The sequence below is a fragment of the Leifsonia sp. McL0618 genome (assembly GCF_049994905.1).
Lineage (GTDB): Bacteria > Actinomycetota > Actinomycetes > Actinomycetales > Microbacteriaceae > Diaminobutyricibacter.
Window position 1 is genome coordinate 122464 of record NZ_CP188258.1, and the last position, 26220, is coordinate 148683.

Sequence of the window (26220 nt, forward strand, 5' to 3'; positions counted from 1 at the left end):
CATTTGTCATGAAATTCACAGCGGACAGGATTGTCCGGTAAATATCGGGCGCGTGACCCAGATTAGGTCTCGCGAGGGACTTTACGCACCGAATGTCAAATTGACAATCTCTGACAAGCGCCCTAGATTGGCCCACGGCATCGGATCGGAGACCGTCCGAACTGCACCGAACGCTCGAAAATCAATGAGGAGAAGAAGAGCATGGGAAGACGTCGTGGCGGGTTCATCGCTACTCTCGCAGTCGCGGGTCTGATGCTGACGGCGTGCAGCGCAACCGCACCGCAGTCGCTTGAGAAGACGGTCGCGAAGCCGGTCGTCCAGGCCGCCTGCAAGGCCGGTCCGGTCAAAGGCGGCAGCCTGACGTATGCCCGCCAGCTCGCGACGGTCAGCCTCGACCCGATCACCGCCCGCAACGGCAACGGCGACATCTTCGCTGACGGCCTGATCTACCAGGGTCTCGTGCAGTACGACCCCAACGGCTCAAGCAAGATCGTCCCCGCCCTCGCCCAGAGCTGGACTGTCTCGCCCGACGGACTCACGTACACCTTCAAACTGCGCGCGAACGCCAAGTTCTCCAATGGTGACCCCGTCACCGCCGAGGATGTCAAGTTCAGCCTCGACCGCTTCGGCGACCCGAAGATCAACCAGGTCATGGGCCTGCTCGCCAACGGCTACGGCTCGTCGAAGATCATCGACCCGTCGACGTTCGCCATCACCCTGACGACCCCCGTGCCGTCGTTCCTCGACAACATCGCGATCTTCCCGGCGTTCGTCGTACCCAAGAAGCTCGTCGAGGCACAGGGCGACGTCTTCTGGGCGCACCCCATCGGGTCCGGCCCGTTCAAGGTCGACTCCTACACCAGCGGATCGAACCTCAAGCTCTCGAGGAACGAAGACTACTGGGATGCCGGCAAGCCCTATCTCGACCACGTCACCTTCGACTTCGCGACCGACTCCAATGCGCGACTCCTGTCGCTCGTCAGCGGTGAAGCCCAGATCGCCGACGGTGTGACGCCTTCGCAAATCACGACGGTCCAGGGCAACAAGAACCTCGTTCTCCAGTCCCACGACTGGCCTGCCTGGTTCGGGATCTTCCTCAACGAGAAGCGCCCGCAGCTGGCCGACGTCAAGGTGCGCCAGGCGATTGCGGACGCTATCGACCGCGACACGATCAACAAGCAGATCTTCGGAGGCCTGGGGACCATCCCGAACAGCGTCTTCGCAAAGCTTCGCTACGACTCCGACACCGTTGCGTCGTACAAGTTCGACCCCACCAAAGCCAAGGCGCTGATGAAGGACTCGAAGTTCCCCAACGGCTTCTCGATCAAGCTCGAGTACCCGTCCGGTTTCGATTACTTCAACCAGATGGCCCTTGCCATCCAGCAGAACCTGTCGCAGATCGGTATCCAGGTACAGCTCGTCAAGATCGACGCCAGCACCATGGCCGACAACATGAATGCAGAGACGTACGACATGACGTTCGCCTACCCGCCGATCAGCAGCGACGTGGCCGTGCCAGATGAGTACGCGACCTTCTTCGGTGTGCCGGCGTCGAACAACGGCTTCCACACCAGCTTCAACGATCCTGCCGTCGAAGCACTCGTGAAGAAGTTCACGACCGCGACGAGCGAGGCAGACCGCGCGAAGGAGTGGCCGGTCATCCAGCAGAAGCTGATGGACACGCAGCCGCTGGTCAACGTGCTCGACTACCCGCTGATCAACGCCCAGGCGAAGAACGTCTGTGGCGCCACCGTCAACGCCATGGGCGTCGACATGCTACAGAACACGTGGCTGGCTCCCGCGTCCAAGTGACACGGGATCACACCGAGCTGGGATAGACGATGACGAGATACTTGGTCAAGCGCGTGCTGCAGGCCGTGCTGGTGTTGTGGGGACTGGCCACCGTGGTCTTCTTCGTGCTGCACCTCATCCCGGGCGACCCCGTGCGGGCAGTGCTCGGCGGGCGCGCTTCGGACAGCACGATCGCACACGTCAGGGACCAGCTCGGGCTGAACCGCCCGCTCTTCGAGCAGTACGTGGGGTTCCTGAACGACATCATCCACGGCAACCTGGGAACGTCGCTCGCGCTCAACGACCAGGTCGGCCACATCCTCAGTCAGCGTCTGCTGCCCAGCGTGCTCCTGATCGCATACGGGATGCTGTTCGCGGTGCTGATCGGAGCGCCGCTCGGCATCTGGGCGGCGCTCCGCCCGAACCGGCCGGCAGACCACGTCATCCGGTTCGGCACGACGTTCCTCTTCGGAATGCCCACCTTCTGGCTCGCGCTGGTACTGGCCCTCGTCCTCGCGCTGGGGCTCGGCTGGTTCCCGGTGTCCGGATATCAGTCGGGGCTGGGCGGGATGCTGCGCACGCTGACCCTTCCGGCACTGACGCTGGGCCTCTCGCTCGTGGTCATCGTGACCCGCACGTTGCGGTCGAACCTCATCGAGGTTCTCAAGTCCGAGTACATCGAGGCGGCGCGCTCCCGCGGACTGTCCGAGCGCCGGGTCGTGGCGAAGCACGCCCTGCGTAATGCCGCGATGCCGACGCTGACGATCCTCTCCACCATCGTCGGGTACCTCATCGGAAGTACCGTCGTGCTCGAGCAGGTGTTCCGCATCCCGGGAGCCGGTTCGCTCCTGGTCCAGTCGATCCTCAGCCGTGACTACCAGACCGTGCAGGCGATTGCGCTCCTGTCCGGCCTCGTGGTCGTCGCCGCCGGGCTCGGTGCGGACCTCCTGCAGGCTGTTCTCGACCCACGAGTGAGGTTGGCACGATGACCACGACTCAGCTGCTCACTCCCGTTGCTGCGGAACGCACGTCCTTCGTGCACAAGGCTTTCGGCGGTGTGCGCAATCTTCCCCGCTCGGTTCAGATCGGACTCGTCATCGTCACGGTGATGGTGCTCGCAGCGGCGTTCGCCCCAATCGTCGCCCCCTACGGCCCGAACGACCTGAACTTCGGAGCGGCGCTTCAGCCGCCGTCGCTCGCGCACCTCATGGGCACGGATGAGAACGGGCGCGACCTCTTCTCCCGCTGCCTGTATGCGCTCCGGCTGGACTTCCTCGTCGTGTTCTTCGTGACCTACGTTCCGCTACCGTTCGGCGTGGTCGTCGGCGCGGTCGCCGGCTACTTCGGGCGCGCTACGGATTCGGTGATCGCGCGGTTCACCGATGTCATTGTGGCCGTCCCGTTCCTTGTGCTGGTCGCCGCCGTCGTTGCCGTGGTCGGACCCGGCATGACGGGCGTGCTCATCGCGGTGCCCATCGTCTCGTGGGCCATGTATGCACGGCTCGCGCGTTCCGAGATGCTCGTGATGCGCGAACTGGCCTACATGGATGCCTGTGTCGCCCTCGGGTTCAGCCGAACCCGGACCATCTTCCGCCACGGTGTACCGAACCTGATCCGCTCCAGCCTCGTCTACTCGACGGTCGACCTGATGGGCAACTTCCTGCTTCTTGCGGGCCTCTCCTACCTCGGACTGGGCGCGCAGCCGCCGCAGGCCGAACTCGGCGCGATCATCGCCGACGGGCAGTCGTACATCCTCACCGCGTGGTGGCTGGCGACGCTCCCGGGCCTGGTGCTGGTCATCTTCGGCATCGGCGTCGGGATGATCGGTGAGGGCCTTTCGGACCGCCGAGCGAAAGGAGCTCTCGCATGAGCCTCCTCACTGTCGATAACCTCCGCATCGAGTTCGGGTCGGCCGACGCTCCGCTCGCCGCCGTCGACAAGGTCGGATTCAGCATCGAAGCCGGCGAGGTCGTCGGACTCATCGGCGAATCCGGCTCCGGCAAGAGCCTGACCAGCCGTGCGATCATGGGTCTCGTCAGTTACCCCGGCCGCGTCGCCGACGGTTCGATCACCTTCGACGGGCGCAACGTGCTCGAGATGTCCCCCAAAGAGCTTCGGGCGTTCCGTGCGCGTGAAGTCGGAATGATCTTCCAGGATCCGTTCAGCTCCCTCAGCCCCGTCTACCGGGTGGGAGCACAGCTCGCGGAGACGCTCCGCGTGAACTCGGGCCTCTCCCGGCGGGCCGCCAAGGAGGCGGCCGTCGAGCTGCTCGACCGGGTCGGGATCCCGGATCCGGAGCGTCGCGCCCGCTCGTACCCGCACGAACTCAGCGGCGGGCAGCGGCAGCGGGTCATGATCGCGTTCGCCACTGCTGCCAAGCCGCGCCTGCTGCTGGCCGACGAGCCGACCACGGCCCTGGATGTGACGACACAGGAGCAGATCCTCGCGCTCTTGGCCGAAATGCAGCGGGACAACGGTATGGCGATGCTCCTCGTCTCGCACGACTTCGGTGTCATCGCGCAGATGTGCGACCGTGTCGTGGTGATGTACGGTGGCCGTGTCGTGGAGACCGGGCCCATCGCCGATATCTACGAGTCTCCGAAGCATCCGTACACCAAAGCCCTGCTTGCGTCTGTGCCACACCTCGAAGTCGGTGACCGGGGTCGTCGGCCCTTGGTTCTCGCCGGGCAGCCGCCGCAGCTGGGAGCGATTCGCGAGGGGTGCGTCTTCGCGCCGCGCTGTTCCCAGGCGCACGACGAGTGCACCCGGGTGGAGATGTCTCTCGAGCCGTCCGGTGCGGCGCACCAGTCCGCGTGCCTGTTGGAGCCGGCTTCGGCCGGCCGCAAACAGTTGCCGCTCACCGTCGGAGGTGTGAAATGACCGAAGCCAGGCGCACGGTGCTGTCCGTCCAGGAGCTCACAAAGGACTTCGCCCTCCGGGGTGGTCGGGCCGCGCTCGGCGCCGGCCAGGTCCACCGAGCCGTCGACTCGGTGTCGCTCGACATCGCAGCGGGGGAGATCCTCGGCCTCGCCGGTGGCTCCGGCAGCGGAAAGAGCACCCTCGCCCGGTGCATCATCCGGCTGGTCGAGCCCGACTCCGGGCGGGTCTTCCTTGGCGACGAGGACGTGCTCGCGGCCAAGGGCAAGGACCTGCGTGCACTGAGGCGGCGCATCCAGATGGTCTTCCAGGACCCGTACGCGTCGCTCGATCCGCGCATGACAGTCGGCGCGGCCCTCCTGGAGGTCGGCCGCGTCCACAACATGCCTGGCAGCAGCGATCAGGAGTCGTTCGTCAGCACGCTGCTCGACCAGGTGCAGCTGCACCGGAGCATGGCCTCGCGCCGGCCGAGCGAGCTCTCGGGCGGCCAGCGCCAGCGGGTCGCTATCGCGCGCGCCCTCGCAGCCGGGCCCGAAGTGCTGATCGCCGACGAAGCGGTGAGCGCGCTCGATGTCTCGGTGCAGGCGCAGCTGCTCAACCTGTTCATGGACCTCCGCGACGAACTCGGCCTGGGCATCCTCTTCGTGAGCCACCAACTGGCGGTGCTGGCCCAGATCTGCGATCGCATCGCGGTCATGAGCACGGGACGCATCGTGGAACTGGCGGACACGCGGACGCTTTTCGACCGCCCGGAGCACGAATACGTCAAGGCTCTGCTCGCAGCGCATCCCAGCCCTGATCCGCGCGAGCGCGAACGACGTATCGCCTAGCAGATCTGCGCTTTCCTCGCGCCGGAGCATTCGAGCGTGCCCGTTCCGGTCGAGCGTGGCTGCAGCGCATGTCACGTTCGACCGGGAGCGGCACACTCGGCGTCGTCGCCGATGAGGGCGCCCGCGAGCGCTCTTGACGTACATGCCGACCCGGGTATTGGGTAAGGACTATCGCCCGCCAGAGCGTTGAGAGTCGTCGTCCAGCGACAGGGAGGTCGGTCGTGGGCACGATCCCATACCGTATGAGCCCCAGCCCGACCTCGACATCGAGTTACCGAAACGGCCGGAGCGCGGCGATTCCGACCCCGTTCTGAGCACCGCCCGCGTTGAGGAGGAACTCATGACCGAGAAACTCTCGGTGGACACGACCTGGTATGCGCTCGACATCGACGAAGTGGCGACCCGGCTGGATGTGGATCCGGCACAGGGACTGAGCGCGGCCGAGGCGCAGAAGCGGCTCCAGGAGTATGGCCCGAACGAGCTGGCCGCCGCGAAGACCGAACCGACGTGGCTGCGGTTCCTCAAGCACTACCGCGACTACATGCAGATCGTTCTCGTCGTCGCCGCCGGGGTCAGCCTGATCATCCACGAGTACAAGACCGCTGTCGGCCTGTTCCTGCTGACGCTGTTCAATGCGTGGCTCGGGTACCACCAGGAAGGAAAGGCTGAGGCGGCCGCGGCATCCCTCGGCCGCATGATGAAGTCGACGGCCAAAGTCCGTCGCGGTGGCGAGATCGTCGAGCTCGACGCCGAGCAGATCGTGCCAGGCGACATCGTGGTCGTCGATGCGGGTGACCGGGTTCCTGCCGACGGCCGCATCATCCTGGCCGCGACCCTCCAGATCGAGGAGGGTGCGCTGACGGGTGAGAGCGTCGCGGTCGAGAAGGATGTGGCGACGATCTACAGCGCGGATGTCGCCATCGGCGACCGCCTCGACATGGCTTTCATGAACACCAACGTGACGCGGGGCCACGGCGAGATCCTCGTCACCACGACGGGTATGGGGTCAGAGGTCGGCCACATCGCCGACCTGCTGTCTGAACAGAAGGTGGAGAAGACCCCGCTCACCAAGCAGGTCGACCGGCTCACCATTTTCATCATCATCGCGGCGCTGTTCGCGTTCGTCGCCATCGTGATCATGGGCCTGGTGCAGGGCGAATCCTTCACTGTGTTGTTCGGGATCGGTGTGGCGCTCGCCGTGGGTTCGATTCCGGATGCTCTCCCGGCGGTCGTGACGACCATCTTGTCTGTCGGCTCGGTGAACATGGCGAAGAAGAACGCCATCATGAAAGTGCTGCCCGCGGTCGAGACGCTCGGATCCACTTCCGCGATCAACTCCGACAAGACCGGAACCCTGACGCTCAACCAGATGACCGTGCGCGAGGTCACCACCGTGCAGCACCACTATTCGGTGACCGGCGAGGGGTACAGCTTCGAAGGGCAGGTGCAGCTCACCGACGGCGTCGCCGAGCGTGACCTGGACTATGTCATGTTCTCGTGTGCGCTCTGCAACGACTCCGACATCCGGGACGGCCAGGTCATCGGCGACCCGACGGAGGGTGCGCTCTACGTGCTGGCCGAGAAGGGCGGTGTGGATGTCCGCGAGTTCCGCCGCACCTACCCCCGTGTCGCGTCGGTACCGTTCGACTCCGACTACAAGTTCATGGCGACGTTCCATCGCATGCCCGGTGACGACGGCTCGCCGGTGATCCGCGCCTATGTGAAGGGCGCCCCCGATGTGTTGTTGAGCAGGTCGTCGACCGTGCGGATGTCGGCCGAGCGGTCCGACCTGTTCACCGACGAGACCCGCGCGAAGGTGCTCGCCGAGAACGAGCGCATCGCCGGGCAGGGCCGACGGGTGCTGGCCCTCGCCCAGCGGGAGTTCGATGCGGCGACGTTCGACCCGTCGGGCGACATGATGAGGCTGATGACCGACCTGCAGCTGACGGCGCTCATCGGCGAGGTCGATCCGCCGCGGGCCGAAGCGGTGGCTGCGATCGCGGAGGCGAAGCGGGCGGGCATCCGGGTTCGGATGATCACGGGCGACCACGCGGTCACGGCGGCCGCGATCGCCGACGAGCTCGGAATCGAGGGCCGGGCGGTGACCGGCGCTGAGTTCGCGGCGATGAGCGACGCAGAAGCCGACGCATCCGTGGACACGATCGGCGTGATCGCCCGGGTGGCACCGGAGCACAAGGTCAGGCTGGTCGAGGTGCTGAAGCGCAAAGGGAACATCGTCGCGATGACCGGCGACGGGGTGAACGATGCGCCGGCGATCGCTGCGGCCGACATCGGTATCGCGATGGGCATCACCGGCACCGATGTCGCCAAGGGGGCCGCCAAGATGATCCTCGCCGACGACAACTTCGCCACCATCATCGCGGCCGTGGCCGAGGGCCGGCTGGTCTACGACAACCTGCAGAAGTTCATCCGCATCCAGGTCGCGAACCTGTATATGTTCATCCTGGCATTCATCGGCTCGTCCGCCTTCGCCATCGCCGGCACTGCACTGCTGAGCCCGGCGCAGGTGCTCTGGATCCACCTGGCGGTCGTCGCCCCGATCGGTGCGGTCATGGGTCTCGACCTTGCGACGCCCGGCATCATGGACCGCAAGCCACGACCCTTCAACCAGCCGATCATCGTGCGGTCGATGATGCTCCGGCTGCTCGGAGCCGGGATCTACATGGCGGCGGCGACCCTGATCATCGTGCAGATCGGCAAGACCACGTACGGTTCGCTCGAGGTCGGCCAGACGATGGCGATCGTCGGCCTCTCGCTGATGAACATCTTTCTCGCGCTGAACCTGCGCTACCCCGAGGAAAGCGCCTTCGGGGCATCCACGTTCTCGAACCCGAAGCTGCTGTGGGCGTTCGCGTGGGCAGTGGTCGGTTCGATCCTGATCACCCAGACGAAGGCGCTGCAGGAGTTGTTCGCCACTGTGCCGCTCACGGCGACGCAGTGGGGTATCTGCCTCGTGCCGGGCGTAGTGCTGCTGTTGCTCGGTGAACTGCTGAAGCTTGTGCTCCGGGCGCGGCGCCGGCGGGCCGCATGACAGAAGTGACCCCGGCCGAGGCCGCCGAGATACTGGCAGAACGCGATCCGGTGATCGCGCGGCTGCTGCGCGAAGACGGGCCGCCGAAGGTTCCGTTCCCTCCCGAATCGCCCTTCGCCGGGCTGGTGCGCGGCATCACCTACCAGCAGCTGGCGGGGGCTGCGGCTGCCGCCATTCACGGCCGACTGGTCGCATCACTCGGCGGCGAGGTCACACCTGAAGGCATCCTGACCCTCTCCGATGCGACCTTGAGGACGGTAGGCATGTCGCGGGCGAAGGTGCTGTCGATCCGCGACCTCTCGGCGAAAGCTGTCGCCGGCGAAGTCGAACTGGATCCGGCTGCGCTCGAGCACCAGTCGGACCAGGACATCGTCGCCAGCCTCAGCGCCGTGCGCGGCATCGGCCGCTGGTCGGCAGAGATGTTCCTCATCTTCCAGCTTCACCGGCTCGATGTCTGGCCGACCGGCGACCTCGCCGTGCGCAAGGGTTTCGGTCTCGGATGGGGCATACCCACGCCGACAGCCAAAGAGCTGGAGCCGCTCGGTGAGCCGTTCCATCCGTACCGCACCGTTGCCGCCTGGTATTGCTGGGTGGCCGCCCGGCTGTACGGGAGATCGACGGCGCTGAGCGCTGATCCTCACTAGTTGCGGACGAACGGATGCGAACACGTGGGCTGCCGCCGGGCGCACGGCAGTGGCAGACTTCGGACATGAAGATCGAGCAGTGGTGGCCGAAGCTGAGCCCGGCGACGCGGGCCTGGCTGGTGGAGAACAACGGCGAGACGCTTCCGGCAGACCTCATCGAGCAGATCTCAGCCGTCGGAGGCGACGCGGACCTCGAGGATGGCGTGCTCTCCGACGCTGCGATCGACTGGGTCGAGGCGGCCGCGAACGACGAGTGGCCGAGCGCACTCTAGCTCGGCGCCAGCGCCGAGCGCCAGCGCCGGCGCCGCGCCGCCGCCCTACCCGCGCGTCGTGAGCGTGTAGTGCCCGGATGCGCATCCCGTCACGGTCCACCCGCCGGGCACCGCGGTGGTCGCCACGTTCGTCATCCCCGTGGTGCGCACGTCGGGTGTGGCCGCGCCCGGAACCCACACGTCGAGCCCGCATCCATGCTTCGTCGCGGTTCCGGCCAGCAGGATGTTCGACCCTTGGGCGGCGAGCGTCGTCACGTGTCCGGGCGCCGAGCGTGGGTACGCGCGACCCAGGATCTGCAGCAGATCGGTGCGCGGCGGTGCGTCGCCGCCGGTCTTGCAGTCCTCGACCATGATTCCGTTGCCGGCTGGGCCGATACCGTTCTGCGGGTCGCCGCACGCCTGCTTCCACACCCAGTATGCGCTGCCGAGCATGTTCGCATCTTCTGCTTGTGCGTAGCGCGTGAGGCGCGCGTCGACGTCGCTGTTGTCGCCCCAGTACCCGTATTCGCCCGACCAGAGCGGTGCGTTGTATTCGTCGGCCACCCGCTGGGCGAGCGTGAACTGCCGTTCCAGGCCGACGATCGCCGGGATGCCGAGCGAACGGTCCATGGTGATCGATTCGGCGTACAGGTGGGGCGAGAACACGATGTTGTGGTCGCCGGTGAACCCGGGCGTCGGACCGCTGTCGAAGCCGAGTCCTGACCAGAGGATGCTGGGCTCCACGAAGACGATCTGCGGGGCTCCGGATGATCGGATCGCCCTGATCGCCCGGTCGTAGTACTGGCCGAGCAGGTAGGACGTCGTCACCGGCGCCGTCTCGCCGAAGCCGGGCTCGTTGAGCAGGTCGTAGCCGGCGACCGTCGGTTCGTCACGGAACATCGTGGCGAGTTTTCCCCAGGTCTGGACGAGTGCGCTCTGCACCCCGTCGGTGTCGAAGTAGAAGTTCTGGAACGCGCGGTCCCCGGCGGGCGAGATGTCGCGGCCGGTGAACTGGCAGCGCGGCGCACCATCCGTGATCGTCGCCCAGGCGGGAGCGCCGTCGTAACCCCACATCGGGTCGGTCCCCGGCCGGCACGCCGTGCCGTCAGGTGTCGCGCCGTTCCACCATCCGTCCTGGTGCATGTCGAGCACGATGTAGATGCCGTGCTGTTTCGCCCAGCCGACCGCCTGGGTCACCTTGTCGAGGTACGCCTGGTCGAACGTGCCGCGGCTCGGCTCGAGCGACGACCACGACAGGTTCAGCCGCACGACGTTGAAGCCCTGCGCCGCGATGCCCGCGAAGTCGTCTTCGGTCAGCGGACGGGTCGCCGCCACGCCGGGGGTCGGCTGGTAGAAGTCGACGAGCTGGTTGACGTTGACCCCGCGCAGCAGCACCTGGTTGCCGTTGCCGTCGGTGATGATGCGGCCGCTGGCGCGGAGGAAGTCTGCGGGCCCCGAAACCTGGGCCGAGCCCGCACGTGGCGTCGATGCGGAGGCCGCCTCTATGGAGGGCATGCCGAGGGCCGCGATCAGCGCGACCACCACGATGCCTGCGGCCGTCGTCGCCGCCAGCCTCGGCACGTGTGCCCAGCGTCCCGTGCGCAGTCGATCGGCGACGACGGCGCCCACACCGACCACCCAGCCGACGCATGCCCCGAAGGCGAGCCCGTCGGCGACGGCGACGTAGGCGGCCATCAAGGGCCACAGGTCACCGCTCAGGCCGCCATCCACCGCGAATGCGATGAGCGCCTGGACGAGTCCGACCATGCCGCCGGCGACGAGCGCCGCGAGCCATCCGCCCAGGACTCCGGGAACCCGGCGGCGCATCCACCGCAGGCAGAGAGCGGTGGCCACCGCAATGAGCAGCACCGCGACGAGCACGGACAACGGGCCGTGGTCGGGACGCGCAACCGGGACACCCGGCGCATAGACCGCGCCGGTCCACCAGAATCCGGCGAGCAGGGGAGTGATCGCCGCGAAGACGGCCGCGGGGATCCAGAGCGACGCGGATGGCCCTGAGCGTCGCGTTCCGAGCAACGGCCAGAGCGATCCGGATGCGTACGACTCTCTCGTCGTCGGCCCGCCGAACCAGCGGGCGAAGGCAGCGACGATGAGTGCTGCCGGCACCGCTTTACCGGTCACGTATCCGGCCGCCCATCCGGCCACCGCGAGGTTCCACGTCATGAAGAAGCAGGCCGCCGCCTGTGCAAGCAGCACCGCGAGCACGACACCGGCCGTCAGCGTCCAGAAGCGGGCGCCGGCGCGAACCGCAGCCCACCATACGACGCCCAGCACCACCGGCACGAATACCACGTACGGAGCGAACGGCCATGCGCCGGTGCCGAACCGCGGCAACGCTCCCGACCAACCGACCAGCGCGAGCAGCCCCGTGGGGTCGGCGACCGCCTGGACCACGACCAGGACCAACATGGTGGATACCGCAACGGCGGGACGTCGAACGGACTTCATGACACTCCATCGTGACAAGTTCGCGGGGACAGACTGGGCCGTTCGCCGCTGTGACTGGTTGATTCTACATAACTATCGATCGATCGATCGATCGAGCGGTGCTACGCTGCTGCCATGGACGTGGGGGAGCACAGGAAATGAATTCGGTCGTCGCGCCCCAGCCCGTGCGCCGGGTCGCATCGGAGCAGACCGTCCTTCCTGCCGCGCTCGCGTCCGATGACACGCGGGGTCGCATCCTCGAGGCGTCCCTCAGGCTTTTCGCCGAGAGGGGCTACGCGGGCACGTCCATCCGTGACATCGCGGGTGCCGTCGGCATCCAGTCGGCGACCCTCTACGGTCATTTCCCGTCCAAGGAGCACATCCTCGCCGTGCTCGCCGAGGCCGGCCACGAAGCGCACCGGCGCATGCTGGCGGATGCCCTGGCCGGCGCCGGAACGGATCCCGCCGACCAGCTCGCCGCCCTCGTTCGCGCCCACGTCATGGCACACGCCGAGCTCGCCATGCTCTCCATCGTCGCGAACGTCGAACTCCACGCCCTCTCGGCCGACCTGGTGGGCGGCTCGCTCGCCGCACGCTCCGAAAGCGAGCGCCTATTCACCGGCGCCATCACCCGCGGCATCGAACTCGGTCGCTTCAGCACACCGGACGCGTGGCTGGCAGCGGCGGCGATCGGCGGCATGGGGCTGCGCGTGGCGTACTGGTTCGGGCCTGGCAGCAGTATGTCTGCCGAGACCGTCGCGGACACCTACGTCGAGTTCGCGCTGCGGATCCTCGGCGCGGCGTCTCCGATTCGCGACCCGCACTAGCTGCCACTGCAGCGTCCCCGTCTGACACTGAATCTTGCGTGTGGAGCACTGAGTTCCCTTCCGGTCGGCCAGTGCGGCGAAGCGGCTTTCGTAATCTCGACCGAGAACGCCCACAGCGCAGGTTCCCCCCCATTGTTCCTCCGCTGCGACGTTCTCTGGCGCCGCGGTGTGCGAACCGCGGCGCCTCCACAACGAACCACAGACGGGAAGCCCCATGGCAAACGAAGCTGCGAGATCCGGCGGTCTGATTGCGATCGCGGCAGCCTCCCTGCTCGCCATGAGCGGCTGTTCCTCCGCCGAACGCGGCGCATCGTCTCAGCCACCATCACTCGGGGCGGACTGTTCACGAGCCGTAGCGGCGGGTGCACACCTCGACTCGTCACTGCGCACGATCCACGCCGACAGCGACCCCTCGTCGCGCAAGGTCTCCCTCGCTGCCGCCGTTCAGACGCTCGAGATAGCGAACGCGTCGCTCCACGACTCGCGACTGACGAACCTCGGCCAGGCCATCCTTGTGCACCTGGCGGAGGCGCTGTCGGCCGCCACGCGCGGCGAGAGCACGCCGTTCGATTACGCAGACTTCGAGCGGATGTGGGACCAGACGATCGTCTCGACCTGCGGCGCTCACACAGCGCGGCTCGACGGCGCCCAGCCGTTCTGACTCGTCAGGGCTGCCTCAGCGCCCCGACCGACGCGACTCGTTCGCTTCACGCAGCACCGCCCACGCATCCGCGACCGGCCCAACGTGCCCGAGCTTGTCGGGGTTCAGCACCGTGCGGATCGTCTGGATGCGCCCATCGAGCACGTCGAGCGCCCACGTGTTCATCACCAGGCCGTCGCGGTCGCGGAAGATCGCGCCCGGCTGCCCGTTGACCACGTGCGGCTCCAGTGTTCCGCCGATCCCGAGGAACAACGGCATCATCGAGGCCAGCACCCGCGTGACATTGTCGGCGCCGGCCACGCCTCTCGCCCACTGCGGCGCCTTGCCGCCACCGTCGCCGACCATCTGCACATCGGCGGCGAGCAGTTCGCGGAGGCTGTCCACATCCCCTTCGCGGATCGCGTCGAAGAATCGGGCGGCCAGCTCATCCCGTTCCTTGCGGTTCGCCTCGAAGCGGGGCCGGCCCTCATCCATGTGCCGGCGCGCGCGCACGGCGAGCTGGCGGCACGCCGCCTCCGAACGGCCGACGGATGCGGCGATCTCCGGAAAGTCGAACGCGAACACTTCCCGAAGCACGAACACCGCACGTTCGAGCGGGGTCAGCTGCTCAAGCAGGAGCAGTGCCGCCATGGACACGGAGTCGGCGAGTTCCGCCGAACGGGCTGGATCTTCGTACGGATCCGAGATGAGTGGCTCGGGAAACCAGGTTCCGACGTACTGTTCCCGGCGGGCGCGCGCCGAACGAAGCACGTCGATGGAGATCCGCGTCACGATCGCCGAGAGGAAAGCCTTCGTCGATGTCGGGGTCGTGCCGGAGGCCTCATAACGAAGCCAGGTCTCCTGCACCGCATCCTCTGCTTCGCCGACGCTGCCGAGAATGCGGTAGGCGATCGCGAACAGCAGCGGGCGCAGCTGCTCGAATCCTTCTTCCCGGCTCATGCCAGCCCCTCCCGGAATCCTTGCCGCCACGACGGGTACCGCGGCACCCAGGCGAGCTCCCGCCTCGCCTTCGCGTTCGAGAATCCGCGGCCCTCGGTCATCATGATCACCGCGACGTCCCCGGCCAGCGGGCGCGCCAGCCAGGTCGGCACGTGCATCGGCGGCTTCGCGCCGGCGCTTTGCGCGAGATACGGCAGCCAGTCACGGGCCGGCGCGGGCTCGTCGTCGACGATGTTGAAGACGCCTGTCGCGTTCTGCTCCACAGCCAACACGGTAGCGCTCGCGGCGTCATCGAGGTGCAGCCACGAGCTGTGTCCGGCGCCGTCGCCGACGAGCGGATACTGCCGTTTGCGCACGAGCTCGGCCTGGTCGTCGCTTGCGCCGGGACCGTACAGTGCGCCGAATCGCAGGGCCGCGCCGTCGACCGAACGCACCGCATCCTCGAGATAGCGGATGGCCGCCATCCCCTTCTCTGCCGCCGTCCCGGCCAGCGCGTCGAGCGGGTCGTCCTCCGTCTTCACCCATCCACCCTCGCGGACGCCGTTCCAGCTGCCGTAACTCTGGGCGACGAACCGCGTGACGCCGGTCGCTTCGGCGGCCGCCAGCAGGTGGTCGGTTCCTTCGGTGCGAAGACGGATCGTCGGGGCGAACCACCGGTCCATGTGTTTGATGTCGGCCTTGCCCGCGTGCGCGGGCGCAATGGCGGTCATCTGGTGCACGATCACGTCCGGCCGCGCTGTCGCTACGGCTTGACCGACGGATGCCGCATCCAGCCCGTCCATCACCACCGGCTCCGCGCCCAGCTGCCTCAGCATCCCCAGGTTGCGGTCGGATGTCGTGGTCGCCGTCACCTGATGGCCGCGCTCCACAAGCTGCGGCACCAGTCGCCGCCCCACAACCCCGGTTCCGCCTGCCACGAATACCCGCATGCCCGTCGTCCTCCTCGGTTCAGTCTCTGCCTGTGAAACCTGAGACGAAATGGCGGAGCGGGGTGTGACATGCGCGGCCAGCGCTCAGATGCGCGCGGGGGATTCGGACGGGATGAGGATCCAGAGCGCGATGTAGACGATGAACTGCGGTCCGGGGAGCAGGCAGGACAGCAGGAAGAGGATGCGCACCGTGGACGGTTTCCAGCCGAAACGCTGGGCGAGGCCCGCACACACTCCTCCGATGATGCGGCCGGACAGTGGACGATAGAGAGTGATCATGGTTCCAGCCTGCGCGCTCGTGCCCCGGTTGACCATCCGGGAATCCCCCCAATCGACCCTGATCTCGCGACACGCTCGGCCCGGCCGCGATCGAACCGAGCCGATCAGCGACCGAGCCGAGCCGATCAGCGACCGGGCGCGGATGTGGGCGCGGGAGCCGTGGTGGGCACCGGTTTCGGCTTCGGGCCTGCGCTCGTGTAGACCGTGACGGTGTCTCCCCGGTAGGCGGACGCGCCCTTACCCGGTGAACTGGCATGAACGGCTCCGGCAGGCTCCTCGCCGGCCTGGATGCCGCCGTCCTCGTACCTCAGCCCCAGTCTCTCCAGCGTGCCCCGGGCGTTCTGGGGCGTCAGGCCGGTCAGGCTCGGGACGCTGATGGCGGAGCCGCGAACCTGGGATGTGGACGGTGCGGTGAACGCGTCGCCTCCGTACTTCGAGACAGCAGCGCTCATCACGTTCCGCATGACGGCGACACGGGCGAGCGCGGGCGTGGTGTCGTGGGTCGGGTAGATCTTGCGCATGTCGGCGTGACCGTCGATGTTTCCCACCCAGTAGGCCCCGGCGACTTTCGTCGTCGCCGCGACGAGCCAGAGTTGCTCGTTGCCGTCCGTCGTTCCCGTCTTGGCGAGCATGTCGGTGCCCGTGCGGTTCAGGCCTGCGGCGGTCCCGTACGCCGTCACGCGTTTCAACGCATAAGCCATGGCCGCCGCGATCTCCGGCGCCACGGCCTGGCTGCACGCAGACTCCGGCGCGGGAATGTCGTGTGCACCCGCATCGACGATCTTGTCGATCGCGATCGGCGTGCAGATCTTGCCCCCGTTGGCGATGGCGGCGAATGCGGTCGCCATAGTGAGCGGGGAGACGTTGTTCGTGCCGAGCACACTGGCGGGGTTGGAGTCGAGCTGATCGCCCGCAGCGGGATGGACGCCGAATGCCTCCGCATTCTTGCGGATCTCGCACAGGTCGAGTTCCCTCGCCATTGCGACGTACGCCGTGTTGATCGACTCGGCGGTGGCGCTCAGCGCGCTCTGGATCCCTTCTTCTCCGGGGGCGTCGTTCGTCGGCTTCCACACGCCTCCCCACGGGCCGCCGCACGAATCGGTGAAGCTCGACTGCTTGTAGGTGCGCACATCGGCGTTGACGGTCTCGCTGAGCGCGTGCCCCTTCTTGAGCCATTCGGCCAGCGTGAACACCTTGTAGGTCGAACCCACCTGGAATCCGCTCGATCCGCCGTATTTCTGGTCGGTCGAATAGTTCAGCGAGGTGTACTGAGCGCCGGAGTCGAGCACATCCGGGTTCTGGCTGTACTGCTTGTTCTGTGCCATGTAGAGCACCCGGCCGGTGTCGGGCTGAACGCCGACGAGGGCGCCTCCGAGGTTGGCGCGGTCGTAGACCGGCGGCACATAGCTGGACATCGTCTCTTCCGCCGTGCGCTGCAGGTCGAGGTCGAGGGTCGTGTAGATCTTGTAGCCGCCCCTGTTGAAGTTCGAGGCGCGGATGTCCGGGTCGGCGCCGAAGGTCGGATCGTTCAGGATGATCTTCTGCACGAAATCGCAGTAATAGGCGGCTCCGCCTGAGGTCTGGCAGCCCCGCACCGAAGGGGTGATGTGCGGCTCGATCGGGGTCGCGACGGCGGCATCGTACTGGGCGTCGGTGAGCTTCTTATAGGTGTGCATCTTGGCCAGGATGTAGTCGCGGCGCTCCTTGTTGGCGGCGTAGCCATTCGCGGCCCCGTTGGTCGTGCTGCCAGGATCGTCGATCTTGAGTGCCGTGGGCGTGTTGACGATGGCGATGAGGCTGGCCGCCTGAGGCGGGGTCAGCGCGTTGGCGGTGGTGTTGTAGTAGTACCGCGCTGCCGCTTCGATGCCGTAGACCGAGCCGCCGAAGCCGGCGATGTTGAGGTAGCCGGTGAGGATCGCATCCTTCGAGTACTTCTTCTCGATACCGATCGAGTACCGCATCTCCCTTATCTTGCGGTCGGGTGCGACGCCCGTGGAGTCGTAGACGCAGGCCTTGTATGCCGCCTTCTGATCGTCGGTCTTGACCGGCAGCGCCTCGCATTTCTGCAGGAGCACATTCTTCACATACTGCTGGGTGATCGAGGAGCCGCCCTGCACGCGGCCCCCGACGGCCGTCGAGAGGATGCCGCGCGTGGTGCCCTGAACGTCGATACCGCCGTGCGTGTAGAACCGGGGGTCCTCCCCGGCGATAACCGCATCTTTGGCCGCGACCGAGATCTGGTCGAAGGTGACCGGCAGGCGGTTCTGCGAATAGAAGGTGGCCAGCGGCACGTCGGTGTCGCCGTCCTTCGCGTAGATGGTGGTGGGCTGGGCCAGCTGGTCGACGTGGAGGTACTCGGGAAGGCCCTCGAAGATGCCGATGGTGTGGGTGGTTGCGGCGCCGGCGACGCCGATCGCAGGGGTCACGGCAACCGCGGCCAGAACACCGGCCACGGCACTCATCGCGACGAATCCGGCGAGGGCGCCGCAGGCTCGAAGTGCTCGTCTCATTAGCCGATAATCGGCAGGGGTTCAGCGCCGAGCCGGTGGAGGAGACCGGCTTCAGTAGTGCGGGCGCGAAACCTCAGTGGAAGCGGTCGACGCGCGTAGAGTCGCACGCGTGCTGCCCCTGCCCTTCGACGTGCCCTCGGCGAAGATCCTCTTCAACGTCCTCATCGCCGTCTTCGCGGCTTCGGAGGTGGCCATCCGGGCCTTCTCGTTGCGTAATCGCGACACCCGCACCCGTGAGCTGACGAGCCTCCTCGTCGTCGCATCCGGATTCGTCGTCGGCATCGTGGGTGCGGTGGCGGTCTCGGTGCGGGTCACTGAGGCGGCCATCCCGTTCGGGCGCACGGCACTCTTCGTCGTCGGCTGCGCGGCGATGATCTTCGGCATCGCGTTTCGCGGATGGTCGGTGATCGTACTCGGCCGCTATTTCACCGTCGATGTGCGGGTGCGCGAGCATCAGGAGGTCGTCGATCGAGGTCCGTACCGGCTGCTGCGGCATCCGTCGTATACCGGCCTGCTGTGCACCTGCCTCGGCATCGGGCTCGCCCTGGGCAACTGGGTGGCCCTGCTGGTCGCGATCGTGCCGACGACCCTCGCGATCGTGTTCCGCATCCGCGTCGAGGAGCGTGCGCTCCTGGCCGGAATCGGCGAGCCGTACCGGGAGTTCTGCGCGACGCGCTCGCGGCTCATCCCGCACATCTGGTGAGTGCGCCCGCCAACCCCGGGGCCGAGCACAGGAAAAGGCACGTCAAAACTGACGTTTGACGTGACTTTTCGTGTGCTCGGCCGCCTGGGAGGCGAGGTCGGGACGATCTCGACGGCGGGCAACGGGTCAACTCTGACGTGCGACGAAAGCTGCGAGAAGTGGACTCTGAGCCCCGCGAAAACCCCTTCTCGCACCTTTCGCGGCCCGCGGCACCCGAAACCGGCGCCGCCCCCGCACTCACCCCTGGCGCAGGGCGAACTCGCGCAGCTCGTCGGCGTTCCAGCTGAGGCGCCCGTCGCGCATCTCCGCCGCCGTCGCGCGCACCCAGTCGAGCTCCGCCTTCAGCACCGCGCGAAGGTACTCGTCTTCCAGCCCCGCGATGCGCGGGAGGCCGGCGGCCGCCTGGTTGCGGATGCCCTCCTCGAGTGACGAAAGCCGCGCGGCCAGGGCTGCGGCGCGTGTCTCGAGTGCCTGGGCGATGTCATCCGCCGAGAAGAGCAGCAGGTGTGACAGCGCCGCCGGGAACTCCGGGTATTCGTTCTTCGGTGTCGCGAGCATGTCGGCGAGCCAGGCGCGCGCCGTCGCGCGGCCTTCGTCGGTCAGCTCGTAGACCGTGCGTTCCGGGTACTGCTGATCGCGGCCGGTCTCCCGCACCGTGATGAGGCCCGCAGCCTCGAGGCGCTCGATCGTGCGGTAGAGGCTGGCGCGCTGTTCGACGTTGATGACCGCATCCTTTCCCCACTGACGGATGAGGCGCTGCAGGCCGTACGGATGCAGGGGCTCGTAGTGCAGGAGCGCGAGCACGGTGAGGGCCAGCGGCGTCGGGCGGGGTGCGGAAGTCATGTCATCCATACTAATCCATTTGAAACTAGTTGCAGTGAAACTAGTACGTACGTTACTATCAACACATCCCAACGAATTCACCCCAACGAAAGGAAGACACCATGAACACCTCGACCCGGACCGAAACCCTGGTCGCCGATCACGCCGTGCTGAAGAAGCTCGGGCGCTGGACCGACGCGACCGCCTTCAGCATCCGCGCTCGCCGCAGCTCGGTCGTCCTCGACCTGCGCGCGCTCGACCCGGGCGCCGCGATCGAGGTCGTGGCGGATGCCGACCACAGCGTCATCACGCTGCTCGCCCCGGCGAACGCCACCGTCGACGCCGACGACCTGCGGTGGACCGGAAGCGGCCGCGTGCACGACGCGGGCAGCGGGCTCGGTGAGTCGGTCATCCGCGTGACGGGCACCGCCCACGACAGCCAGCTGCGCGTGCACCGCGGGGGAGTGGCCCAGCTGACCGCGATGCTGTCGCGCGCCTACCTGCGCGAACTCCGCCAGACCGCGCGCACCGGCGCGTACCCCACGATCGACGATCCGGCGCGTCCGCAGCGCTGACCGTCCAGACATAAGGAAGAGGTTCGACCATGAATCACATCACGACGGCCACCGTCATCGGTGGCGGTATCGCCGGCGCAGTCTGCGCGATGGCGTTGCAGCGTGCCGGCATCACCGCCACGATCTACGAAGCGCACGACGGATCCGACGAGGCGGTGGGCGGCGGCCTGACGCTGGCCCCGAACGGGGTCGCGGCGCTGGATGTCATCGGCTGCGGCGACCTCGTGCGCGGCCTCGGCGACCCCATGACCGGCATCGTCCTGGAGAGCTGGAACGGCAAGCGCCTCGGCGCGTTCAGCTCGGGGGGCGACGACTCGGCGATCTTCCTCTGGCGCGGCCGGTTCAGCGCCGCGCTGGGGGCGGAGGCCGAGAGTCGCGGAATCCGTATCGTCGCGGGTGCGCGATTCGTGGATGCGGTCACCGACGCGGATGCTGTCGAAGCGCGTTTCGCAGACGGCACCATCGCGCGCGCCGACCTTCTGATCGGCGCTGACGGCATCCACTCACGGGTGCGGTACGTCATCGACCCGAGCGCGCCGAGTCCCAGCTACACCGGACTCGTCGGATTCGGCGGCATGGCCCGCGAGTCGGGTCTTGCGCCGACCGACGGCGCGATGCGGATGAGTTTCGGCAAGCGGGCCTTCTTCGGCTACCGCGTGACCGGCGACGGGACCGCCGAGTGGTTTGCGAACCTTCCGAAGAAGGTGGCGCCGGCCGCGGACCAGCTTCGGGCCTCGCGGGCCGCTCTGGTGCTCGACGAGTTGCGCCGTGCGTTCGCCGACGACCGCACCCCCGCTGCCGACCTCGTCGCCCGCTCCGACCCGTCGTCGCTGGTGACCGTGGGTCCGCTGGAGATCATGCCGAACCTCCCGCACTGGAGCCGGGACGGCATCGTCGTGATCGGGGACGCGGCGCACGCGGCATCCCCGAGCTCCGGCCAGGGTGCATCCCTGGCGATCGAGAGCGCAATCGAGCTCGCTCGCCACCTGCGGGACCTTCCGCGGGATGAGGCGCTCGCCGCCTACGAAGCCGCGCGGCGGCCGCGGGTGGAACGCATCATCGCCGCTGCAGAGAAGACGAACAGCAGCAAGGCGGCCGGCCCGGTCGGGCGTGTTGTTCGCGACCTGGTCATGCCGGTGGCGATGCGGATGGTGCGGCCGGAGAAGCAGGCGTGGCAGACGGAGTACCGAATCGCGTGGGATGCGACGGCGCGGGTATGACCCGCGGGTGTCAGATTCGTTAGTGCGTTTGCACCTACCGAAGTTACAATTCCTCGCACATCTGACGGCGATGATCGTAATGGTCAATCCGAAGAGGTGGGTGAGGTTCCGGCTGGAACATTCTCGGCTGACTTCATCAATCGAGGTTCGTGCGCCCGTGGGTGTCGTCTTTGTTTTAGTGAGAAATCGCGAGGGGTAAACGCAAGGAGCAGCACGGCTGCAACAAGACCGTGGGTAAACATGGCGGTCAGGATAGATGTGTTCGAGAGAGCGATTGTCGGCATTGTCATCACAACCCCGGCCACTGCAATGGGAAGGCCAACAGCAGCACGATCAAGAATGCGCAGGTAGGCAAGAAGAATGGCTCCCGCTCCGACTATCCCAGCCCACCCAAAATTCGCAAAACCGTCAGCAAAAAGGTTCGCATTCACAGCAGTGTTCGGTGAATTTGCCATCCACGAACCGATTACGAATGGAACTGGTACATCGTACGGGAAGTCGAGAAAGGGGCGCAGAATTGAGCCCGCGAGATGCGTCTGCGGGTTTTGACTGAAGAAGTCGACGTACGCAGAGGTCAACAGGCCCGGTGTAGCGAGAAAGCGTCGGGAGAAGAGCGACGTCCACACGACTGAGTGGGATAGCTGATCGAGTATTGCGGAAGCGAGCATGAGAATTGCGGCGCCCCAGACCAGCGAGAGGCCGTCAGCACTCTTTGCGCGACGACGCAAGAGATAGGCCACAATCAACCACGCGGGAATCGCAAAGATCATCGTCTTGAATCCAGTTCCCGAGTACAGAACCATTTGTCCGAGAAGACCAGCGATCACCCAAACAGGGCGACGAGTGAAAATGCCGCGAGCGACAATGAGTGGGTTGACGACATTCGCTTGGGTAAAGACGAGATAGTTGATAAAACCAACGCCGCCAGTGTTTTCCGCGTACTGGTCTCGAACGTCATACACGTCCAGGAAGCTTACGAATCGGAGGCTGAGTCCTTGCGTGACGGCTAGGAGGGCGTATGTGGCAAGAGAAAACACCACGATGATGAGCCAGAAGGAGGTAGGAGACACGGATAGGTGCAAAGGCCGATTTGTGCCGCGTGTACCCAGAGCCACGCCAGCAAAGACCAGCGAAACAGTGACCGCCAAAAGAATGGCTTGACTCTTGTCGAGATAGCTCGTGTAAGGCGCCATCAGTACCGCAGGAGCCACCGTTACGACGTACAGAATCCACAGCACGACGGCCGATGCTTTTTCTATCCGCCTCGGAAGGCAAAGCGCCATCGCTATCGCGATGATGATTGTAAGCGTTACCACGCCTAAGTCGGGCTCCGTGTACCGAAACCCTTGATACCCAAAGTTAGGGGACAGGAGGGAGGAATACACCCAGTGCAGAATGACGGCGAAGCCGATCACCGATACGGGGATGAGTACCAACTCCCGGACCGGGAACCTGAGTTTGGATCGCTTCTCTGGTTCCACAAGACGAGAGCTTACCTCTGCCACTGACGCGTCGAGTGATTCCGTGCCGTTGAGTAGGTTAAGCGCTGCAACTGTTCTGTCGGGGGCCGCCGTCACTTCAAGGGCCAGGTTGCGCAGTTCAGGGTTCCTTGAGTGACCGTCGTCGCACTGACGGCCGGGGTGACTTGGGTGGCCAACGCGCGCTTGTCGCTATGGCTAGCGATCAGGTCGAACGTGATCGTCTGAGTCTCGCCAGGCATGATGGTGATGCGATCCTGAGCGGCGGTAAATTCGCCGTCGGTGGTGGCCAAGGGGGCTTCGCCGCCATTGCTTACCTTGATAGCCGCAACCTTATATCCGTGGGGAGCATAGGCGGTGACACCGAGGCGGATGTGACCGTCCGAGACGGTCACATAGCGTGGGAGCGTAGTGCCTGCATCTGCGGGGGCGACGTTTGTCAGTTTGACGGTCACGCGAACATCCGTTGGTCCGCCTGCCTTGCAGGTCGCCTGAGAGAGTTCGACGTTCTGCTTCAAGAAGTAGGCCATCTTTGATGGGGTCATGTCACGGAAGTAAACGCCGAATGAATCCGTCGTCGCTGTGCTCTTTGGCGGCGCGCCATAGAAGCTTGAGTTCTCGATCACGGCCTGCTCGGCCTTGTTGGAACTCCAGATCAGGATTCGGTGCTGCTTAGAGGCTGTTGTCACAAAGTTCGCAAGCGTTTTCGGGTCGACGCCGCCGTCTAAGAGCTTGCCAATCACCGAACCTGCGACGGCCTGGTTGATGAGATCGACGGTCTGGGCGTCGTGCTTCTCGTAGAGGCCAAAGAGAAGAGTTTTGACGGCGTTCGCGCTGGTCAACTGGGTTCCGTCGATTAATGGGACTGGCCCTGTCACGGCGAGGAACTGGCTAAGTGCGACTGTGTCGACTGCGATCATGCCGTCGATCTGAATTCCCTTGGCCTTCGCCCACATCGCCTTCGCGATTTCGAAAGTGACCGGAAAGCGTGGGGTCTCAGTCAGGTCCTGGACGAAACGGCCAAGACTCGTCGGATAGAGCCGTGCTGAGTCAGTCGGCACATCGATCACCGGAGCGTCGAACATGGGGAATTCAGCAGGCGCAGCGGAAGACTGTGCGATCAGCCGGATCGCACCCTTATCGACATTTAGGACAGCCATAGATCCGGTCGTGCCACCCGCGGGCATGAGCTCGCCGTTGTTCTGAAAGATCAGAAGATAGTTGCGCGGTCCGTCCGAGCCAAGCGTTCCTGGAAGGATCGCGAGTAGGGACTTCGCCGAGTTAAGCTCGCCGGATGCTGACGCAAGCATCGTCTGAAGTTTCGTCTTGGCGGTGGCTACCTGGCTGATTGTCCCGCGCGTATCGACGGACTTCAGTGCCACCAAAGCTGCATTGACAGATCCGGATGCGCTGTCCACAGCCGGTGCCGTCTTCTCAATTGCCGCAAGATCGATTTGCCCGTTATGAGGCTTCAGCGACTCGAGCGTCAAGGAACTGCTCACCGCGACAAGAGGATTGACAGCGCCCTTGACCACTGCATCTGTTTCATTCGCCATGACGCGCACTGCGGTCAGGTTGCGACCGAGAACCGGCACCGTCTCGGTTAGGCGCCAGATGGGGTCGCTCGTCAACTGGCGCGCGTTCGATACCTTTGGTTCGAGCTTGGCGTACGTCTCCTTCGCCCCGGCGCTGTTCTGAGCGAGAATCTGTGCCTTCAGCGTGCCGATCAGGGGCATGGAGCTTTGCAGTTCCTGCTTCGCCTGAAGCGCACGGACGCCAACCCAGGCAGCGCAAGCGACTGCGACAACCACGACGACAATCAGCCAAAACCACCAGTGCGTGTAGAACCTCTTGCGCTTTGTCTGGTTGCGGCTCCCGGTCGTGTGACGGCGCGCGGGTCGCGAGTCGGCTTCAGAAGACATTCGGCTATTCAAGCAGAGGTAAGCTGGGTTACCGCTGTTGAAGGGGTTGTCGCCCGATAATCGGCCCCTGTCCTGATGGACAATTGCGAAGCTCTGACAGGCAAATACGCGCCGGTGCGACGATCGCAGCGGTGGTCGATTTCATACGACTCAATTTGCGGATCTTCTCTCGAAAGCAAGGACTAACAGTAATGGCGGACGCCTCTCGAACTGTGTGGGTGGTAAACCACTACACTGCCATTCCTGAGCTGCATCATCAGGCAGGCCGGCACTACCACCTGGCCACGCATCTAGAGCACGAGGGCTGGAAGGCGGTGCTGATTGGTGCGAGTACAACACATCCAGTCGGAAAGCAGACGTTACCGCAGGGAGTTCGGCGGCGATACGTGGCAGAGACTCCATCTCGGTTGACGCTGCGCGCACCGGCCTACGGGCGAAATGCGCTTCGTCGGGTTGTCAATATGGCCTGGTTCACGCTTGCCCTTCTGGTGCCCGCTTCGACTCGAGGATTACCCGCGCCGGACGTGATTGTTGGGAGCACGGTGCACCCATTTGCAGCGCTTGCAGCGTCGCAGCTTGCGCGTCGCCGGCGAGTGCCATTTGTGTTCGAGATCCGCGACCTTTGGCCCGAGACCTTTATCTCGATGGGTGTTCTTCGACGCAGGGGCATCATTGCAAGGGCATTGCGGTTTGTCGAGCACGTCAGCATCCGTCGAGCTTCGCTGGTTCTCTCCCCGCTTCCCGGCGTCGGCGACTATCTTCGAGCCCATGGGTATCCAAATGATTTTGTGTGGGTGTCCAACGGCATCGAGGCCGAAGCGCAGGGCGGCGTGGCAGTGCCTTCAGCTAAAACCCACAACGGGCTGGTTTTCACGTACCTCGGCGCGATGGGATGGGCAAACGCACTGCCCGTCATCATCGACGCTTTCGCTCGATACGTCCAAATCAGCGGCGACGTAAATGCGCGCCTGAGATTGGTTGGCGACGGGTCCCTCAAGCCTGTCCTTCGTGATCGAGCGCAAGCGAGCGCGGCAGGGTCGCAGATCACCGTCGAAGATGCAGTTCCGCAAAACCAAGTGCCCCGCATCATCGCTGAGAGCGACTGCTTGGTGATCAACTTTCGGAATCTTGATGTTTATAGGTACGGAGTGAGTCCCAACAAGATCTTTCAGTACCTGCTGGGGGCAAAACCAATAATTTTTGGCAGTCCCGCGAAGAACGACCCTGTGCGCGACTCGGGTGCGGGCTTCAGTGTGGTGCCCGACGATGTCGAGGCCTTTGCCGCAGCGATGAGTAAAGTGGCGCGGCTGACCGAGGATGAACGGGCGAAACTCGGCATTCAAGGCCGGGCGCACGTTCTTGTCGAATACGACTACCGGACGCTTGCCTTGCGACTTGCTGCCGCTCTGGAGCGAGTTGTCGGCACGCGCCCGGCATCGCGATGATCAGCAGGATGCCGCTT

At 65.5% G+C, this 26220-nt stretch carries 22 protein-coding genes; 14 read left to right on the top strand and 8 right to left on the bottom strand.

Annotated elements, in window-relative coordinates:
- Nucleotides 1–201: 201 nt before the first annotated feature.
- From ACPPVQ_RS00615 to ACPPVQ_RS00650, 8 genes are all read left to right on the top strand, one after another.
- A complete protein-coding gene (locus tag ACPPVQ_RS00615) occupies nt 202–1812 on the top strand; it encodes an ABC transporter substrate-binding protein (RefSeq protein ID WP_426517564.1) in 1611 nt (536 codons plus the stop codon).
- 29 nt (nt 1813–1841) lie between these two features.
- Complete coding sequence (locus ACPPVQ_RS00620; RefSeq protein ID WP_426517566.1) at nt 1842–2780, top strand: ABC transporter permease; 939 nt, start codon at nt 1842–1844, stop codon at nt 2778–2780.
- Nucleotides 2777–3661, top strand: coding sequence for an ABC transporter permease (locus ACPPVQ_RS00625; RefSeq protein ID WP_426517568.1), 885 nt, complete (start codon nt 2777–2779; stop codon nt 3659–3661). The genes ACPPVQ_RS00620 and ACPPVQ_RS00625 overlap by 4 nt, the downstream gene beginning before the upstream one ends.
- Nucleotides 3658–4671: an ABC transporter ATP-binding protein gene (locus tag ACPPVQ_RS00630; RefSeq protein ID WP_426517570.1), complete on the top strand. Its 1014-nt coding sequence runs from the start codon at nt 3658–3660 to the stop codon at nt 4669–4671. The genes ACPPVQ_RS00625 and ACPPVQ_RS00630 overlap by 4 nt, the downstream gene beginning before the upstream one ends.
- Nucleotides 4668–5498 (top strand): ATP-binding cassette domain-containing protein, encoded by an 831-nt coding sequence (locus ACPPVQ_RS00635; protein WP_426517572.1) that lies wholly within the window; start codon nt 4668–4670, stop codon nt 5496–5498. The genes ACPPVQ_RS00630 and ACPPVQ_RS00635 overlap by 4 nt, the downstream gene beginning before the upstream one ends.
- Before the next feature lie 340 nt (nt 5499–5838).
- Complete coding sequence (locus tag ACPPVQ_RS00640) at nt 5839–8550, top strand: cation-translocating P-type ATPase (protein WP_426517574.1); 2712 nt, start codon at nt 5839–5841, stop codon at nt 8548–8550.
- Nucleotides 8547–9194: a DNA-3-methyladenine glycosylase family protein gene (locus ACPPVQ_RS00645; protein ID WP_426517576.1), complete on the top strand. Its 648-nt coding sequence runs from the start codon at nt 8547–8549 to the stop codon at nt 9192–9194. Before ACPPVQ_RS00640 ends, ACPPVQ_RS00645 begins: the two co-directional genes overlap by 4 nt.
- Nucleotides 9195–9259: 65 nt before the next feature.
- A complete protein-coding gene (locus ACPPVQ_RS00650; protein WP_426517578.1) occupies nt 9260–9466 on the top strand; it encodes a hypothetical protein in 207 nt (68 codons plus the stop codon).
- A gap of 45 nt (nt 9467–9511) precedes the next feature.
- On the opposite strand, the gene ACPPVQ_RS00655 is transcribed toward ACPPVQ_RS00650, so the two are convergent.
- Nucleotides 9512–11914: a glycoside hydrolase family 5 protein gene (locus ACPPVQ_RS00655; protein WP_426517580.1), complete on the bottom strand. Its 2403-nt coding sequence runs from the start codon at nt 11912–11914 to the stop codon at nt 9512–9514.
- Between the two features lie 137 nt (nt 11915–12051).
- On the opposite strand from ACPPVQ_RS00655, the gene ACPPVQ_RS00660 reads away from it, so the two are divergent.
- Both ACPPVQ_RS00660 and ACPPVQ_RS00665 read left to right on the top strand, forming a co-directional pair.
- Nucleotides 12052–12720 (top strand): TetR/AcrR family transcriptional regulator, encoded by a 669-nt coding sequence (locus ACPPVQ_RS00660; RefSeq protein WP_426517582.1) that lies wholly within the window; start codon nt 12052–12054, stop codon nt 12718–12720.
- Between the two features lie 214 nt (nt 12721–12934).
- Nucleotides 12935–13381, top strand: coding sequence for a hypothetical protein (locus ACPPVQ_RS00665; protein WP_426517584.1), 447 nt, complete (start codon nt 12935–12937; stop codon nt 13379–13381).
- A gap of 15 nt (nt 13382–13396) precedes the next feature.
- Here the strand turns inward: ACPPVQ_RS00665 and ACPPVQ_RS00670 are convergent, their stop codons facing one another.
- The 4 genes from ACPPVQ_RS00670 to ACPPVQ_RS00685 all read right to left on the bottom strand — a co-directional run bounded on the left by ACPPVQ_RS00670 (nt 13397) and on the right by ACPPVQ_RS00685 (nt 18038).
- Nucleotides 13397–14320, bottom strand: a complete 924-nt coding sequence (locus ACPPVQ_RS00670) for an RNA polymerase sigma-70 factor (protein WP_426517586.1) — start codon at nt 14318–14320, stop codon at nt 13397–13399.
- The gene (locus ACPPVQ_RS00675) at nt 14317–15249 is read right to left on the bottom strand and encodes an NAD-dependent epimerase/dehydratase family protein (RefSeq protein WP_426517588.1); all 933 of its coding nucleotides are present in this window, start codon (nt 15247–15249) and stop codon (nt 14317–14319) included. Before ACPPVQ_RS00675 ends, ACPPVQ_RS00670 begins: the two co-directional genes overlap by 4 nt.
- An 84-nt stretch (nt 15250–15333) precedes the next feature.
- Nucleotides 15334–15528, bottom strand: coding sequence for a PspC domain-containing protein (locus tag ACPPVQ_RS00680; RefSeq protein ID WP_426517590.1), 195 nt, complete (start codon nt 15526–15528; stop codon nt 15334–15336).
- Between the two features lie 125 nt (nt 15529–15653).
- On the bottom strand, nt 15654–18038 hold the full coding sequence (locus ACPPVQ_RS00685) for a transglycosylase domain-containing protein (RefSeq protein WP_426517592.1): 2385 nt from the start codon (nt 18036–18038) through the stop codon (nt 15654–15656).
- Between the two features lie 109 nt (nt 18039–18147).
- On the opposite strand from ACPPVQ_RS00685, the gene ACPPVQ_RS00690 reads away from it, so the two are divergent.
- The gene (locus ACPPVQ_RS00690) at nt 18148–18741 is read left to right on the top strand and encodes a methyltransferase family protein (protein ID WP_426517594.1); all 594 of its coding nucleotides are present in this window, start codon (nt 18148–18150) and stop codon (nt 18739–18741) included.
- Nucleotides 18742–18978: 237 nt separating this feature from the next.
- Here the strand turns inward: ACPPVQ_RS00690 and ACPPVQ_RS00695 are convergent, their stop codons facing one another.
- Nucleotides 18979–19584, bottom strand: coding sequence for a PadR family transcriptional regulator (locus ACPPVQ_RS00695; RefSeq protein ID WP_426517596.1), 606 nt, complete (start codon nt 19582–19584; stop codon nt 18979–18981).
- 101 nt (nt 19585–19685) lie between these two features.
- Between ACPPVQ_RS00695 and ACPPVQ_RS00700 the strand changes: the two genes are divergently transcribed.
- Together ACPPVQ_RS00700 and ACPPVQ_RS00705 are read left to right on the top strand one after the other, a co-directional pair.
- Entirely contained in the window at nt 19686–20138 is a 453-nt protein-coding gene (locus ACPPVQ_RS00700) for a hypothetical protein (RefSeq protein WP_426517598.1), read from the top strand.
- Between the two features lie 29 nt (nt 20139–20167).
- Nucleotides 20168–21358, top strand: a complete 1191-nt coding sequence (locus tag ACPPVQ_RS00705) for an FAD-dependent oxidoreductase (protein WP_426517600.1) — start codon at nt 20168–20170, stop codon at nt 21356–21358.
- 83 nt (nt 21359–21441) lie between these two features.
- On the opposite strand, the gene ACPPVQ_RS00710 is transcribed toward ACPPVQ_RS00705, so the two are convergent.
- Together ACPPVQ_RS00710 and ACPPVQ_RS00715 are read right to left on the bottom strand one after the other, a co-directional pair.
- Nucleotides 21442–22839 carry a hypothetical protein gene (locus ACPPVQ_RS00710; protein ID WP_426517602.1) on the bottom strand — a complete coding sequence of 466 codons (1398 nt, stop codon included), beginning with the start codon at nt 22837–22839 and terminating at the stop codon, nt 21442–21444.
- 92 nt (nt 22840–22931) lie between these two features.
- Nucleotides 22932–24758 (bottom strand): DUF4012 domain-containing protein, encoded by a 1827-nt coding sequence (locus ACPPVQ_RS00715; RefSeq protein WP_426517604.1) that lies wholly within the window; start codon nt 24756–24758, stop codon nt 22932–22934.
- A 131-nt stretch (nt 24759–24889) separates the two neighbouring features.
- Here ACPPVQ_RS00715 and ACPPVQ_RS00720 point away from each other — a divergent pair, with 131 nt between their 5' ends.
- Nucleotides 24890–26203 carry a glycosyltransferase family 4 protein gene (locus tag ACPPVQ_RS00720; RefSeq protein ID WP_426517606.1) on the top strand — a complete coding sequence of 438 codons (1314 nt, stop codon included), beginning with the start codon at nt 24890–24892 and terminating at the stop codon, nt 26201–26203.
- Nucleotides 26204–26220 lie beyond the last annotated feature (17 nt).

Excerpts from the sequence above, each read along its gene's own strand:
- ACPPVQ_RS00615 (WP_426517564.1), top strand. The coding sequence starts at position 202 with ATGGGAAGACGTCGTGGCGGGTTCATCGCTACTCTCGCAGTCGCGGGT.
- ACPPVQ_RS00620 (WP_426517566.1), top strand. The coding sequence starts at position 1,842 with ATGACGAGATACTTGGTCAAGCGCGTGCTGCAGGCCGTGCTGGTGTTG.
- ACPPVQ_RS00625 (WP_426517568.1), top strand. The coding sequence starts at position 2,777 with ATGACCACGACTCAGCTGCTCACTCCCGTTGCTGCGGAACGCACGTCC.
- ACPPVQ_RS00630 (WP_426517570.1), top strand. The coding sequence starts at position 3,658 with ATGAGCCTCCTCACTGTCGATAACCTCCGCATCGAGTTCGGGTCGGCC.
- ACPPVQ_RS00635 (WP_426517572.1), top strand. The coding sequence starts at position 4,668 with ATGACCGAAGCCAGGCGCACGGTGCTGTCCGTCCAGGAGCTCACAAAG.
- ACPPVQ_RS00640 (WP_426517574.1), top strand. The coding sequence starts at position 5,839 with ATGACCGAGAAACTCTCGGTGGACACGACCTGGTATGCGCTCGACATC.
- ACPPVQ_RS00645 (WP_426517576.1), top strand. The coding sequence starts at position 8,547 with ATGACAGAAGTGACCCCGGCCGAGGCCGCCGAGATACTGGCAGAACGC.
- ACPPVQ_RS00650 (WP_426517578.1), top strand. The coding sequence starts at position 9,260 with ATGAAGATCGAGCAGTGGTGGCCGAAGCTGAGCCCGGCGACGCGGGCC.
- ACPPVQ_RS00655 (WP_426517580.1), bottom strand. The coding sequence starts at position 11,914 with ATGAAGTCCGTTCGACGTCCCGCCGTTGCGGTATCCACCATGTTGGTC.
- ACPPVQ_RS00660 (WP_426517582.1), top strand. The coding sequence starts at position 12,052 with ATGAATTCGGTCGTCGCGCCCCAGCCCGTGCGCCGGGTCGCATCGGAG.
- ACPPVQ_RS00665 (WP_426517584.1), top strand. The coding sequence starts at position 12,935 with ATGGCAAACGAAGCTGCGAGATCCGGCGGTCTGATTGCGATCGCGGCA.
- ACPPVQ_RS00670 (WP_426517586.1), bottom strand. The coding sequence starts at position 14,320 with ATGAGCCGGGAAGAAGGATTCGAGCAGCTGCGCCCGCTGCTGTTCGCG.
- ACPPVQ_RS00675 (WP_426517588.1), bottom strand. The coding sequence starts at position 15,249 with ATGCGGGTATTCGTGGCAGGCGGAACCGGGGTTGTGGGGCGGCGACTG.
- ACPPVQ_RS00680 (WP_426517590.1), bottom strand. The coding sequence starts at position 15,528 with ATGATCACTCTCTATCGTCCACTGTCCGGCCGCATCATCGGAGGAGTG.
- ACPPVQ_RS00685 (WP_426517592.1), bottom strand. The coding sequence starts at position 18,038 with ATGAGACGAGCACTTCGAGCCTGCGGCGCCCTCGCCGGATTCGTCGCG.
- ACPPVQ_RS00695 (WP_426517596.1), bottom strand. The coding sequence starts at position 19,584 with ATGACTTCCGCACCCCGCCCGACGCCGCTGGCCCTCACCGTGCTCGCG.
- ACPPVQ_RS00700 (WP_426517598.1), top strand. The coding sequence starts at position 19,686 with ATGAACACCTCGACCCGGACCGAAACCCTGGTCGCCGATCACGCCGTG.
- ACPPVQ_RS00705 (WP_426517600.1), top strand. The coding sequence starts at position 20,168 with ATGAATCACATCACGACGGCCACCGTCATCGGTGGCGGTATCGCCGGC.
- ACPPVQ_RS00715 (WP_426517604.1), bottom strand. The coding sequence starts at position 24,758 with ATGTCTTCTGAAGCCGACTCGCGACCCGCGCGCCGTCACACGACCGGG.